This is a genomic window from Shigella sp. FC1967, assembly GCF_001743005.1.
Classification (GTDB): Bacteria; Pseudomonadota; Gammaproteobacteria; order Enterobacterales; family Enterobacteriaceae; genus Proteus.
Genome location: NZ_MIIZ01001176.1, coordinates 1 through 13,802 on the forward strand (window position 1 = coordinate 1; position 13,802 = coordinate 13,802).

General features: G+C 39.6%; 14 protein-coding genes and 1 pseudogene. 5 read left to right on the forward strand and 10 right to left on the reverse strand.

What is annotated here, in order from left to right:
• Positions 1-197: 197 nt before the first annotated feature.
• A complete protein-coding gene (locus tag BHE89_RS19910; protein ID WP_069367571.1) occupies positions 198-419 on the forward strand; it encodes a hypothetical protein in 222 nt (73 codons plus the stop codon).
• Positions 420-477: 58 nt separating this feature from the next.
• On the opposite strand, the gene BHE89_RS19915 is transcribed toward BHE89_RS19910, so the two are convergent.
• The 7 genes and pseudogenes from BHE89_RS19915 to purM all read right to left on the reverse strand — a co-directional run bounded on the left by BHE89_RS19915 (position 478) and on the right by purM (position 8,686).
• Complete coding sequence (locus BHE89_RS19915) at positions 478-837, reverse strand: VOC family protein (RefSeq protein WP_197672849.1); 360 nt, start codon at positions 835-837, stop codon at positions 478-480.
• Positions 838-943: 106 nt separating this feature from the next.
• The gene (gene mgtE / locus BHE89_RS19920) at positions 944-2,407 is read right to left on the reverse strand and encodes a magnesium transporter (protein ID WP_069367570.1); all 1,464 of its coding nucleotides are present in this window, start codon (positions 2,405-2,407) and stop codon (positions 944-946) included.
• 232 nt (positions 2,408-2,639) lie between these two features.
• The gene (gene ppx, locus BHE89_RS19925; protein ID WP_069367569.1) at positions 2,640-4,172 is read right to left on the reverse strand and encodes an exopolyphosphatase; all 1,533 of its coding nucleotides are present in this window, start codon (positions 4,170-4,172) and stop codon (positions 2,640-2,642) included.
• A gap of 4 nt (positions 4,173-4,176) precedes the next feature.
• Positions 4,177-6,259: pseudogene (gene ppk1, locus BHE89_RS19930) on the reverse strand (polyphosphate kinase 1).
• Positions 6,260-6,305: 46 nt separating this feature from the next.
• A complete protein-coding gene (speG, locus tag BHE89_RS19935; RefSeq protein ID WP_069367567.1) occupies positions 6,306-6,896 on the reverse strand; it encodes a spermidine N1-acetyltransferase in 591 nt (196 codons plus the stop codon).
• A 106-nt stretch (positions 6,897-7,002) separates the two neighbouring features.
• On the reverse strand, positions 7,003-7,632 hold the full coding sequence (gene purN, locus BHE89_RS19940; protein ID WP_069367566.1) for a phosphoribosylglycinamide formyltransferase: 630 nt from the start codon (positions 7,630-7,632) through the stop codon (positions 7,003-7,005).
• A 13-nt stretch (positions 7,633-7,645) separates the two neighbouring features.
• Positions 7,646-8,686, reverse strand: a complete 1,041-nt coding sequence (gene purM, locus BHE89_RS19945) for a phosphoribosylformylglycinamidine cyclo-ligase (protein ID WP_069367565.1) — start codon at positions 8,684-8,686, stop codon at positions 7,646-7,648.
• Positions 8,687-8,917: 231 nt separating this feature from the next.
• Here purM and upp point away from each other — a divergent pair, with 231 nt between their 5' ends.
• Positions 8,918-9,544, forward strand: coding sequence for a uracil phosphoribosyltransferase (upp, locus tag BHE89_RS19950; RefSeq protein WP_023581896.1), 627 nt, complete (start codon positions 8,918-8,920; stop codon positions 9,542-9,544).
• Positions 9,545-9,735: 191 nt separating this feature from the next.
• Complete coding sequence (gene uraA / locus BHE89_RS19955) at positions 9,736-11,079, forward strand: uracil permease (protein ID WP_128860746.1); 1,344 nt, start codon at positions 9,736-9,738, stop codon at positions 11,077-11,079.
• Between the two features lie 186 nt (positions 11,080-11,265).
• Here uraA and BHE89_RS19960 read toward each other — a convergent pair whose 3' ends face one another.
• Positions 11,266-11,688: an MAPEG family protein gene (locus tag BHE89_RS19960; RefSeq protein ID WP_069367563.1), complete on the reverse strand. Its 423-nt coding sequence runs from the start codon at positions 11,686-11,688 to the stop codon at positions 11,266-11,268.
• A gap of 32 nt (positions 11,689-11,720) precedes the next feature.
• Positions 11,721-12,593 carry an MBL fold metallo-hydrolase gene (locus BHE89_RS19965; RefSeq protein WP_069367562.1) on the reverse strand — a complete coding sequence of 291 codons (873 nt, stop codon included), beginning with the start codon at positions 12,591-12,593 and terminating at the stop codon, positions 11,721-11,723.
• Between the two features lie 183 nt (positions 12,594-12,776).
• On the opposite strand from BHE89_RS19965, the gene BHE89_RS19970 reads away from it, so the two are divergent.
• Both BHE89_RS19970 and BHE89_RS19975 read left to right on the forward strand, forming a co-directional pair.
• Positions 12,777-13,079, forward strand: coding sequence for an ArsR/SmtB family transcription factor (locus tag BHE89_RS19970; protein WP_069367561.1), 303 nt, complete (start codon positions 12,777-12,779; stop codon positions 13,077-13,079).
• 288 nt (positions 13,080-13,367) lie between these two features.
• Positions 13,368-13,613: a nitroreductase family protein gene (locus BHE89_RS19975; protein WP_197672848.1), complete on the forward strand. Its 246-nt coding sequence runs from the start codon at positions 13,368-13,370 to the stop codon at positions 13,611-13,613.
• Between the two features lie 27 nt (positions 13,614-13,640).
• Here BHE89_RS19975 and BHE89_RS19985 read toward each other — a convergent pair.
• The coding region (locus BHE89_RS19985; protein WP_171742550.1) for a transposase at positions 13,641-13,802 on the reverse strand (162 nt) is incomplete at its 5' end.

Sequence of the window (13,802 nt, forward strand, 5' to 3'; positions counted from 1 at the left end):
TTCCATTTTTTTGCTATTTTTTTAAAATTAGAATCCAATAAAATTTATAATGATAATTTTATTTTTGTGTTTTTTATGCATAATGTAGTTTTTATGTGATTTTTCGGTGGGTTGAAAATAAAAACAAGAAAAGGCATCAAAAAAACGATCCTTGGTTATAATTACATCAGAAAGTCAGTTGGTATATCGGAGGATTTATGATCTCTATCTCAATGAGTGCGGTTCTCTTAGCCGCAATTGTGCTGTTTGCATCACTTTCTATTGTCGCATTAGGGGGTGGTTTGGTACTAAAAACCATACTGAATAATGCAGAGCAAAGTGATACCCATCAACTCAGTTCTTCTGTTAGAAAAACCTTTGTCACATCGCTAATTGTTGCCTTATTACTTATTTACTTTTATCTCTCGACAACGGTCTAGTTTGTTTTATCAGTGCTATTACACCACGTGATAGCACTGTGGTTATTAACCCTGTATCTTAAGCTTTTTGACCTTTTAAACCGATTAAATTGCCAAAAGGATCTTCGACTTGGCACATATAAAACCCATTATCTATTTCCATAGGACCTCGATAAAGTGTTGCCCCTATTTTTTGAAAATGCGTAAGTGCGCAATTAAAATCATCAACCTGCCAATATAAAACAGTGCCTTTTTTGCCTGCGCTCACTTTGCTATCGGCTTGAACAACCTCAATAGTAAAATCACCGATATGTAATAAGGTAAAATTGAAATCAGGTAGATATTGCGCAACCGCAGATGGAAAAGCATGTTGATACCATGCTAACCCTTCGGAAACATTGGGAACGTGAATAAGAATAGCACTGGGTTTGATATTCATAATATTGAAATGCTTAAAGAAAAGACAATAAACATGTTTATATGGTGAGAAAAAAAAACACCACTGTATCGAACTTAACAGTGGCGTTTTTTTAATGTGGTTTCTTTTAAACCAAGAAGATGGTTGCTAAACCTAAGAAGATAAAGAAGCCCCCCGTATCTGTAATCGCGGTGATCATAACGCTTGAGCCAATTGCTGGATCTTTACCTAATTTAATCATTGTCATTGGGATTAATACCCCCATCATGGCTGCCATTAAGAGGTTTAATACCATCGCCATGGTCATTACTGCACCCATCGCGATATCGCCATAGAGAAGGAAGGTGACAACGCCCATTATGCCTCCCCAAACAATACCATTAATAAGGGCGACACCTAACTCCCTTAAAATTAAGAAAGAGAAACTACCCGTTTGTATTTGATGCAGTGCTAATGCGCGGACAATCATTGTGATGGTCTGATTACCTGTGTTACCACCAATCCCTGCCACAATGGGCATTAGCGTTGCAAGCGCAACGAGTTGCGAAATAGTATGTTCAAAGACACCGATAACACGAGAGGCAACGAAAGCCGTACATAAGTTGATGGCAAGCCAAGTCCAACGAGTTTTCACCGCTTGCCCGACGGGAGCAAAGACGTCTTCTTCTGGGCTCAACCCCCCCATACGACGAATATTGGTATCGCTCTCTTCATGCATATTATCAACGATATCTTCAACGGTTAATCGCCCCATTAAAAGACCATTACTATCAACAACAGCCGCTGAAATTAAGTCATAACGTTCGAACGCGCCCGCCGCATCTTCGCCTTTTTCCTCAGGCATAAAGCTAACGGTATCTGTTTTCATGACATCAGAGACAAGCTTATCAGGAGATTGCGTTAAAACGGTGGTTAATGGAAGCTCGCCCAACAGATGGTTTTTATTATCAATAACGAAAATTTTATCTGTTGCTTCAGGAATAGAGCCTCGCTGGCGTAGATAACGCTGTACCGTTTTTAATGTGACATTACCTCGCACAGTGACGAATTCAAAATCCATCATCTGACCGACACTGTCTTTAGGATATTGAAGAACTTCTCTTATTCTATTACGCAGGCTTGGTTCTAAATAGGTAAGAAGGCGACGCATCGTATCGCGAGGTAAGTGCTCTGCGATGTACGCTTGCTCATCCACATGTAATGTAGCGACCGATCGTAATAATTCACGGTCAGTCATATCTTTTATTAAGCTGTCCCAAACGGCGACAGAAGCTTCGACTAAAACAGCACCGCGTTCATTATTATCAACCAAATGCCACAAAGCTAGACGTTCGTCATAGGGAAGGGCTTCAAGAATATCTGCAATATCTGCCGCGTGTAGATCTTGTAGTAATTCTCTAACAGTGGTGATTTTTTCATGAAGTTCATGGTGGCTCAGCCTATCATTTTCACTTGCTTCACCTAAAACGGTTTCAACAAAATGATCATCTTCGAGAAAGATGTTCAAAATTTGTTGACGTAGGTGTGCCACTTTTTGTGAATACGGATTGATGGCAGCCGCAGTATCATTGTTGATAGCTGTTTGAGACATGTTATTCCTTTTTTAATTCTTATGAGGGAGATAACCATAGACACTAATTATTCCATTTTAGGATGATTATCGGTTTTCTCCGTATAAAAATATGAGTCTTGAACAATATTGCGTTGGTGATGTTCATATTATGGTCACAAATCAAACCTATGTTGTTATGTGATAGTTGTTGTATGATATATGCAACAAAAGACGCATTGACTAGCGTCTTTTTCTTTATAATATCATATTGTTAAGCAGATTCCTCTTTTATATCCAGTTTCCACCCCGGAACAGACTGCCAATGTTCTTGTTCTTTTTCTAAATCCAATTCCATCAATGTGTTATCGGAAAGATATTTTTTAGGAAAATAAAGCGTCCAATGATTTTCCTCTGTGACTAAACGCAAAGATGCAGGTTTTGTTGTCGATTGTCGCTGATTATTAAGTAAAGTTGCTAATCTTAGTATTTGTACGAGAGGGAAATACTGTTTCTTTTTATAAAGATTAAATTTAGGCAATTCATCTAACTTGATCCCTTTGCGGTGATAGCGAACCAAGGTTGTTAATAACAACTGCTGCTCTTGATTAAAACCGGGTAAATCAGTATTTGAAAGAATATAGGCAGAATGGCGGTGCAATCCACTTAAATTAATGCTTAATCCGACTTCATGTAACATGACAGCCCAAACTAAAATAGCCTCTAAATCAGGGCGAACCAGTTTTGAATTTTGCTGTGCCCACTGAGCGTAAAGAGATTGCATGGTTTCAAGAACACGTTTGGCTTGTTCTCTATCGATATTATAGTGCTCTGCAAGGCTTTTCGCTGTGCGTTGGCGAATATCTTGATGACGGAATCGGCCTTCCATTTCATACAGCACACCTTCACGTAATGCACCGTCAGATAGGTGTAGCGCTTTCAATCCTAATGAATCAAAAATACCGCATAAAATCGCTAAACCTGGAACAAAAACATGTTTACGTTCATCGGATAAACCCGGCAGGGTAATATCTTTAAATTTCTTAAATCGTAAAACTTGTTTAGTGAGCATAAGTAGACGTTCTGGTGTGATAACACCGTCTTTTTCACCGAACTCAACTAAGATCTCATGAGCCGCTTTAATTGTTCCTGATGCGCCTAAAGCCACGTCCCAACCCGTCATTTTATATTGCCATGCAATTTTTTCCATTTTACGCGCTGCTTTTTCTCGTGCTTTACGAAAAGCGGATTCGCTAATTTTTTGTTCTGGGAAAAATTGGCGGCTAAAACTGACACACCCCATACGTTGGCTTTCGATTAAAATGGGCTCAAAATTTTCACCAATCACTAATTCGGTTGAGCCACCCCCGATATCGATAACGAGCTTTCGACCTTTTTCAGATTGAGTGTGTTCAACACCCATAAAAATAAGTCGAGCTTCTTCATGCCCAGAAATAATTTCAATAGGATAAGGAATAACGTCTTTAGCCCGTTGAAGAAAGACTTTCGCATTCGTCGCGACACGCAAAGTGTGTGTGCCTACGACTGTAACATTTTCAGCAGGAAAGCCCTGTAACCTTTCAGCAAAAAGAGAAAGGGCGGAAAGCCCACGTAACATAGCTTCTTCGCTTAATTCGTTATCATCATCAAGTCCATCAGCAAGATAAACTCGCTGTTTTAAACGGCTTAATACTTGTAATGCGCCATTAACAACACGCGCAATTATCATATGAAAACTATTAGAACCGAGGTCAATAGCCGCAATTTCTAAAGGACGTGGTGAAGAGTCATCTTGTGATAAAGGCATAAAATTACGCTCGTGAACTGGGTTGTTCTAACAATTTAATATATTCATAGACAGCAAGTTGGGAACGGATCTTACGTTTATTTCCACGAGGAACATAGCTATTTGTTAAATCCTTATCGATATAACGAGCTTTTACGGTGTCATTAAATTGAATATCCAGTATATCAAGAACGCGTTGCTTAAGTTGAGGATCAAGCAAAGCCACCGCAACCTCAATACGATAGTCAAGGTTTCTCGTCATCCAATCCGCAGAAGAGAGAAAGATTTTTTCATCACCTTTATTCGTGAACACATAAACACGGTCGTGTTCTAAAAAACGATCAACAATACTGGTGACCTGAATATTTTCACTAAATCCCGGTTGATTAGGGACTAAAGAACACATACCACGGACTAACAATCGTATTTTTACCCCCGCTTCTGAGGCATCATAAAGGCGATTAACTAGCTCTTCATCAACTAAGTTATTCACTTTTAATGTGATCCCCGCGGGATGTCCTGCTTGAGCACTGTGAATTTCATTGGTGATTAATTGATTTAAAAGGGTACGTGAGTTTTGTGGTGAAACCATCAAATGTTCAAACGTCACAGGGCGATAAGGGTTTTCAATAAAACTAAAGACGCGACGTACTTCATTAGTAATTTCAGTATTTGCAGTTAATAGTGAATAGTCAGTATAGAGACGCGCGGTTTTCTCGTTGAAATTTCCCGTACCAATATGGGCATAACGGATAATTTCACCGTCTTCTAAGCGAGAAATAATAAATAATTTCGCGTGAATTTTCAGGCCTGGAGCAGAGAAAATAACATGTACCCCCGCTTCTGTCAGACGTTTTGCCCAGTGAATATTCGCGGCTTCATCAAAACGCGCTTGTAACTCAACAACGACCGTGACACGTTTACCGTTATGAGCAGCATGGATCATCGAATCTATGATCCGAGAATCTTTAGCAACACGGTAAATATTAATCTTTATTGAGATAACACTTGGATCAAATGAGGCTTGACGTAGCAATTCCAGCACATGTTCAAAAGTATGATAAGGATAATAGAGTAAGACATCGCGCTCACGTATGGCATCAAAGCCATTACGGAAATTATCAAACCAAACATGGCGTAAACGTGGGATGGGTTTATTTAATAGGAATTTACTGCCTTCGTTGGGGAAGTTAATAAAATCTTTAAAATTATGATAACGACCTCCCGCAATAACGGAATCATTATTCGATAAACCGAGTTTACTGCGCAATAATGCTACCATTTCATCAGGCATATCACGCTGATAAACAAAACGGACAGGCTCTGCAGTCAGGCGTTGTTTTAATGTTGATGACATCATTTCAAGTAAACTTGATTCCATTTCTGTCGCAAGATCATACTCCGCATCTCGCGTCATTTTCATGGAATAAGCATTTAATGAATCATAATCAAAAAAGCCTTTAAATACCTCATCAAGGCAGTAGCGTAAAATATTATCCAATAAAATCATGGATTTTTTTCTTACTACGTCCTTGGTCTGTTGGGAGAATAACAAAACGAGGGACTTTGTCTGATGGAATTTCTAACAGGGCATAATGAATAATTTGCCCTTGCACAATTTCAACCGCTAAATAGGTATAGTCATCTTTAAGAAACTCCACCAAGTCTGTTTCAGGATTAATCAAAATAGGTGTGATGTGTTTTCTTAAATTTTGACGGAAATATTGGCGTAACCAGATTTGTTGATTCGGAGAGATTTGGCGTTCGTTAATTAGAAAGATTTGGTTTCGTGCCATCTCTAATAACAAATCATTGTATAAAGCATCAAACTCTTGGTCGGCTTTAGCCACTTTTGATTGAATTTTCTTTATAAGATGGCGAGCATGACTTGATGCAGAGCGTGAGCCACGCTCCTCGTTAATTAAAATACGGCGTTTTACATCGGCAAAACGAACCTTATAAAACTCATCAAGATTATTTGAATAGATCCCCAGAAACCTGACTCTTTCAATTAACGGGTTTCGTTTATCAGCAGCCTCTTGTAATACACGTTCGTTAAACGCAAGCCAACTGATCTCTTTATCAATATAGAGTCGTTCCTGGGACATCTGAACTCCAACAAGGGTTAAAGTTAATACTTAATATCTGAATAAATCAGACATGTTGCTTAATAGTCGCACCCGGTTTAACAAAATTTTCGGGTTTCGCCTCTTTGGCTTTTTTTTCAAAATAAGGCGCTTGGAAAGTACACATTCTAATCGCAGAACGGTAGGCACCGTTAACAAAAAACTCATCTATTAAATCACCTTCTTTTTTAAAGCCAAGCTTTTGATAAATATGAATCGCTTTAGCATTTTCTTTATCAACGATTAAATAGAGTTTGTATAAATTGAGTACAGAAAAAGCGTAATCCATCGCAAGTTTTGCTGCTCGTGCAGCATATCCATGACCTTGATGCGCAGGGGCGATAATAATTTGGAATTCAGCGCGACGGTGAACATAATCAATTTCAACTAATTCGACAAGTCCAACTTTAGTGCCGTCACTTTCGGCAATAAAACGACGTTCGCTTTGGTCGTGAATATGTTTTTCATAAAGGTCGCTTAACTCGATAAAAGCTTCATAAGGCTCTTCAAACCAATAACGCATAACGCTGGCATTATTATCAAGTTGATGGACAAAAGAGAGATCTTCTCGTTCGAGAGGACGTAATTTTATAGGTGGAACTTTCTTACCACCAGACATAAGCACCTCGGTGAATGCATTGAATAAAAAGAGAAAAGGGTGACACAAAAAAAGTCACGTGGGCTACATTGTAGCACAATGTGACTTTTTATCTTAAACGAAATAGTTAACCAAGGCTGTCGAAAAGCGCAATGTCATCGAGAAAAGCTTGATTATTCTTCATTTTTAATCGTTCTTCAGCTAACCAACCGATCGCTAATGGGTAAATACGATACTCTTCCGTTTGTATTCTTGTTTGTAATGATTGTTCAGTATCATCCGGTAAAACAGGAATGCGAGCTTGAATAATCATGGGACCTCCATCAAGTTCTTCTGTCACAAAATGGACGGTCACGCCATGAAAAGCGTCTTTATTCGCTAAAACTTGGCGGTGAGTGTGTAATCCGGGGTATTTAGGAAGCAAAGAAGGATGAATATTTAATAATTTATGCTGATAATGTGTCACAAAATCAGGCGATAAAATACGCATAAAACCAGCTAAAACCACAATGTCGGGTTGATAAGCATCGATTTGTTTAATTAACGCACTATCGTAGTCAGCTCTGTCGTTATAGAGAGTCGGATCAACAAAATAAGCGGGAATATCAGCAAGTTTTGCCCGTTCAAGACCATATGCATCAGCTTTATTACTTAAGACAGCAACCACATTACCCGTGATTTTATTCGCCCTACAGGCGTCAATAATCGCCTGTAGGTTGCTGCCGTTTCCTGAGATGAGGACGACAATATTTTTCATTCACATACTTTCATTAGTTAATAATAACTTGTTCTTCACCCGTAGCTTGTGGCGCAATTTCACCAATTAACCAGGCGTTTTCACCACACTCTGCAAGGTGTGCTAATGTTTTTTCAACGTCATTTGGGTTAACAGCAATTAATAATCCAACGCCGCAGTTAAAGGTACGATACATTTCATGTGTGCTGACGTGTCCTGCATCTTGCAACCATTTGAAAACCACTGGCCATTCCCAGCTTTTACTGTCAATACGTGCTTGAGTGTTTTCTGGTAATACTCGAGGAATATTTTCCCAAAAGCCACCACCTGTAATATGTGCTACTGCATGGATATCGACATTTTCAATTAATGAAAGCAGTGATTTTACATAAATTCGAGTGGGGGCTAATAGGTGATCAGCTAATGATTTATCACCTAAGGAAGTGTTTTCAGCATGGGTATTGCTAACTTCAAGAATTTTTCTGATTAATGAATACCCATTAGAATGAGGTCCACTTGATGCCAAAGCAATCAGCGCATCACCCGCTTTAACTTTGCTACCATCGATAATTTCTGATTTTTCAACCACACCGACACAAAAACCAGCGATATCATAATCATTACCGTGATACATTCCCGGCATTTCAGCCGTTTCACCCCCCACTAATGCACAACCCGATTGCTTACAACCTTCTGCGATACCTGTTACTACGCGTGCTGCGGTATCGACATCCAATTTTCCTGTGGCATAGTAGTCAAGGAAGAAAAGGGGTTCTGCACCTTGAACAATTAAATCGTTGACACACATTGCGACTAAATCAATCCCGATGTCATCGTGGCGATTTAAATCCATCGCAAGGCGAAGTTTAGTTCCTACGCCATCGGTGCCTGAAACTAAAATAGGTTCACGGTATTTAGATGGGATCGCACAAAGTGCGCCAAAACCACCTAAACCTCCCATAACTTCAGGACGGCGGGTTTCTTTTACTACACCTTTGATACGATCGACTAAAGCATTACCTGCGTCAATGTCGACACCGGCATCTTTATAGCTGAGAGAGGATTTGTTAGTCACGTAGAGCCCTCACGGCAAGTTGCTGTTAAGAAAAAATGTGTGCGGGGGCTATTCTAACAGGCAAAGCAAACGTTTGCGAGGATCTTCTTTATAGGTCACAATTATTCATGTTGGTGTGGTTAAAAGCTGTGCGTTTGATCAATATCAATAGAAAAACGATGGAATGTTGGCAAAAAAGCGGTATAATCTCGCGATTTTTTTGTCAGGCTGCGTCGTACATTAGGAGAAATTATGAAGATCGTTGAGGTAAAACACCCACTCATTCAACATAAATTGGGGCTGATGCGAGATCATGATATAAGCACTAAGCGCTTTCGTGAACTGGCTTCAGAAGTTTCCAGTCTACTGACGTATGAAGCTACCGCCGATTTAGAAACAGAGACGGTAACAATAGAAGGTTGGTGTGGTTCGGTAGAGATAGAACAGATTAAAGGAAAAAAAATCACAGTAGTTCCTATCCTCCGTGCCGGTATCGGGATGATGGACGGAGTATTAGAAAATATTCCTAGCGCCCGAATCAGTGTAGTTGGCGTTTACCGCGATGAAGAAACATTAAAACCTGTCCCTTACTTCCAGAAATTAGCATCCAATATTGAAGAGCGTATGGCTCTTGTTGTTGACCCTATGTTAGCAACAGGCGGCTCTATGATTGCCACAATTGATTTATTAAAAAATGCGGGCTGTACTTCAATTAAAGTATTAGTTCTGGTTGCTGCTCCAGAAGGGATTAAGGCATTAGAAGAAGCTCATCCAGATGTGGAGTTATATACTGCATCTATTGATAGTCATCTTAATGAGCACGGGTACATCGTTCCAGGTCTTGGCGATGCGGGCGATAAGATATTTGGTACAAAATAATAATTAAGCCGACTTTGATAGTCGGCTTTTTTTTGGATCACATATTTGTTCTATATTTTAAATATTTTAAGGTGCTGCTAGGTGACGACGATGTGTAGGTGTAGTCAGCAATGCGGCGATTTAAAGTAGGACAAGTATAAAGTTAAAAATATAAACCAATTTTACATTCATATTAAAGAGAGGTCGTAAGCATGACTCGTCGTGCAATCGGGGTAGAAGAGCGCCCACCATTATTACAAACAATTCCGTTGAGCCTTCAACATTTGTTTGCAATGTTTGGCGCCACCGTACTTGTGCCAATTTTATTTAAAGTTAATCCGGCAACAATATTGTTATTTAACGGGATCGGAACCCTGCTTTATCTCTTTATTTGTAAAGGACGCATTCCTGCTTATTTAGGTTCAAGTTTTGCATTTATCTCACCTGTACTTTTATTATTACCTTTAGGGTATGAATTAGCACTCGGGGGATTCATTGTCTGTGGTGTGTTATTTTGTCTCGTTGCCGGTATTGTCAAAATAGCAGGGCGAGGTTGGATTAATGTGATGTTTCCGCCTGCGGCAATGGGCGCAATCGTTGCCGTCATCGGGCTTGAATTAGCAGGAACGGCTGCTGGAATGGCAGGATTATTACCCAGTGAAGATACACCGGTTGATAGCCAGACACTGCTTATCTCTATGGTCACTTTAGGTGTGACTATCTTAGGTTCTGTAATGTTTAGAGGATTCCTTGCTATTATTCCTATCCTTATTGGGGTATTAGCAGGTTATGCACTCTCTTTCTTCTTGGGCGTCGTTGATATTACACCCATAAAAGAAGCTAACTGGTTTGCACTACCGACATTCTATTCTCCCCGTTTTGAATGGAGTGCAATCTTTATTATCCTACCGGCTGCATTAGTTGTTATTGCTGAGCACGTTGGACACCTTGTTGTTACAGCCAATATTGTACAACGTGATTTAATGAAAAACCCTGGCCTACATCGTTCTATGTTCGCAAACGGTTTCTCTACCATTATTTCCGGTTTCTTTGGCTCAACACCCAATACCACATATGGTGAAAACATCGGTGTTATGGCTATCACTAAGGTTTATAGCTCATGGGTTATTGGTGGTGCGGCAATTCTCGCCATCTTATTATCGTGTGTTGGTAAACTCGCGGCGGCTATTGCTGCTGTACCTGTTCCAGTTATGGGTGGCGTTTCATTACTGCTTTACGGTGTCATCGGTGCATCAGGTATTCGTGTCTTATTAGATTCAAAAGTGGATTACAACAAACCTCAAAACTTGATATTAACGGCAATTATTCTGATTGTTGGTGTCAGTGGTGCATCGATTCAGATCGGTGCGGCGGAGTTAAAAGGTATGGCTTTAGCGACGATAGTTGGTATTGTTTTAAGCCTAATCTTTAAATTAGTCAGTATTGTTCGTCCTGAAACAGAACTCGTAGATAACACCATTGAATCGGTTAGTGGGACCGCAAACAAAAAAGTAATTAAGTCAGAAGATCAGAATTTATATTCTGGTTTGATATAGGTTGATAATTTTTTTAGGCATAAAACGCTCGATGAACTTCATCGGGCGTTTTTATAGTTTAATGATAAGTGTGGTCGTTTTTCATTATAGAGCTATATTGATCCTTCCGGCATTTTCCCCAATCTATTATTGAAGAATGTTGCGGAATCTATTATTAAGGCCGTTCCGTAATTATTTATGTTCTTTTTAAATTGCATTAATAGCGATATTAATTCCCATCCAAATCATCATCACGATTTGTGTAAAGAAGAAAATAAACCGCCATGTTGCTACTTTGTCGGTTTGTGTCAGACAAATATGAATAAGACTTTGTGCAATTCGGCTGATAAAAACAATAATTGCTAAAATATTAAGAAGATAACTTTCTGTGTGAGTGAAATTCATGGCGACAACAATCGCCGTATACACGGGTAAGTTTTCAATACAATTACGGTGGGCTGCAATAGCACGCTGATACCAATCGCTACCTTGTGGTTTATTTGCTTGCCACTCTCCAACGGTTGCGCGGCCAGTTAAAATACGTGACCAGCGGTATACACCAACGGTGCCAAATAAAATGAGAAGTGTCCAGCCAGCAAACGCTAATAAAATCCAAGTTGGTGTATTCATTTTGTGTTCCAATTAATTAAATAGGAGAAATATTATTTAGTTTTAAAAGACAGCGGGATTTTTAAATATTGTGTGCCGTTTGATTCTGGCTCAGGAAATTCTCCTGCTTGTATATTAACCTGAATAGATGGCAGTAATAATTTAGGCGCTGCAAGACCTGCATCACGTTGTTTGCGCATAGTGACAAACTGTTCTTCAGTGACGCCTTCGTGGACATGGATATTTGAGCTGCGCGCCTCTGCAACAGTCGTTTCCCATGCGTAGTGGTCGCGCCCTGGCGCTTTGTAGTCATGGCACATATACAGGATTGTTTCTTCAGGGAGTGCAAACAATTTTTGAATCGAGCGATATAATTTTTTTGCATCCCCACCGGGGAAGTCAGCTCTTGCCGTGCCGTAATCTGGCATAAAGAGTGTATCACCAACAAAAACAGCATTTTCAATATGATATGAGACACACGCAGGTGTATGCCCTGGAGTATGGATCACTTTTATCGGGATCTGCCCAAGCATGATCTCTTCACCGTCAGCTAAAAGTTTATCAAACTCAATACCTTGAGTTGAAATATGCGGTTGATTGAATTTCTCAGCAAAAATCTTTTGCACATCTTTAATGTGTTCACCAATGGCTATTTGGGCTCCTGTAAGTTTTTGTATGTGCACTGCTGCACTCAGATGATCGGCGTGTGCATGAGTTTCTAATATCCAAATGATGGTTAATTTTTGTTCTAATGCACTTTTTAATACTGTATCAGCGGAAGTTGTACTCACGGTTCCACTGGCATGATCATAATCCAGTACAGGGTCGATGACTGCGGCCTGTTTTGTTTTAGGATCGGAAACCAAATAAGTCACTGTATGGCTTTCTTCATCAAAAAACGCTTGAATGTTGATTGCTGTATTCATGATGTCCTCCTCTCTTATCGAAAATTTATTATATTAGCAGATACTAAATTAGCAAGATCTAATTTACTAATTTCTAATTTAGAAGTGTCTAAATTAATATTTGCTAATATTTAGGTTGTGCTATACAGTGCACAGTTCGGAAAGGAAAGGGGCTAACATCTCATTGCATACAAAGGAGAAAGCATGACTAATCAAGACGACTTTTTACGAGATGGAACCAAAAAGGCGGCACAATTATTGAAGGCAATAGGAAATGAACATCGATTGCTCATTTTGTGTTTATTGCTGAAATATGATGAAATTGCGGTGGGAGAACTGCATAAATTAGTGTCGTTGAGCCAATCTGCTTTATCTCAGCATTTAGCAAAAATGCGAGAAGAAGGTCTTGTCGCCTTTAGACGCGATGCACAGGTAATTTATTACCATATTGATAATCCAGATGTTGCTAAAATTATTGGTACATTAAGGGATATCTACGCACCTTAGAAGTGGGAAGACTCGCCGTTTACGGCGGGGAGCAGTCACTTATCGACGTTAAAAATACCCAATAAACCTTAATGTAAGGTGAGTAAAAAGGTATAGGTTTCTCTTTACCTTCGTTTTCTTCTTTGTGTCATACCACTGTTTCTCATATTTTCTACAGTGTCCACATATATCAAATGAATATATTCTTAAGATGATGATACGAGTTAAAAAAATCATGCCAATTATTGATATCGCAATGAAACGTTATGCAGCAAAGTCATTTGATCCCGCTAAAATGATCCCAGATGCGTGGTGCTATTCTGCACAAAAACAAATGTTGATACGACTTATACCAATAGAATCCTTGAACAAGAAACCTTAGATGGTCGGTATGCGTTAGAGGAACATAAAGCGATGATGGCTGGCGCAAGGGATTTCTTTGTTAACTATCATGAAAATGTATTAAAAGACTTACCTCAGTGGTTGAAAAATCAAACTTTTATCAATTTAGCGAAAAACGCCGTAAACCCTCGCCCAGTGCGGGCGGGGATATAAGGCGAAAAGCCCGCAGGGCTTTAAAGATCAATCAAGCGTTGACTGGCTCTGAACGTAGGCTCTGAGTGTTTCAATCGTTGCCCCTCCGGTGCTACAGACAAAGTACGACCTTGACCACAAAAGTCCCGTTTTACTTTGTGTCCGTAAATGTGTGTTTTGCTGGCGCAGCAGGCGCGACGATACTGATTT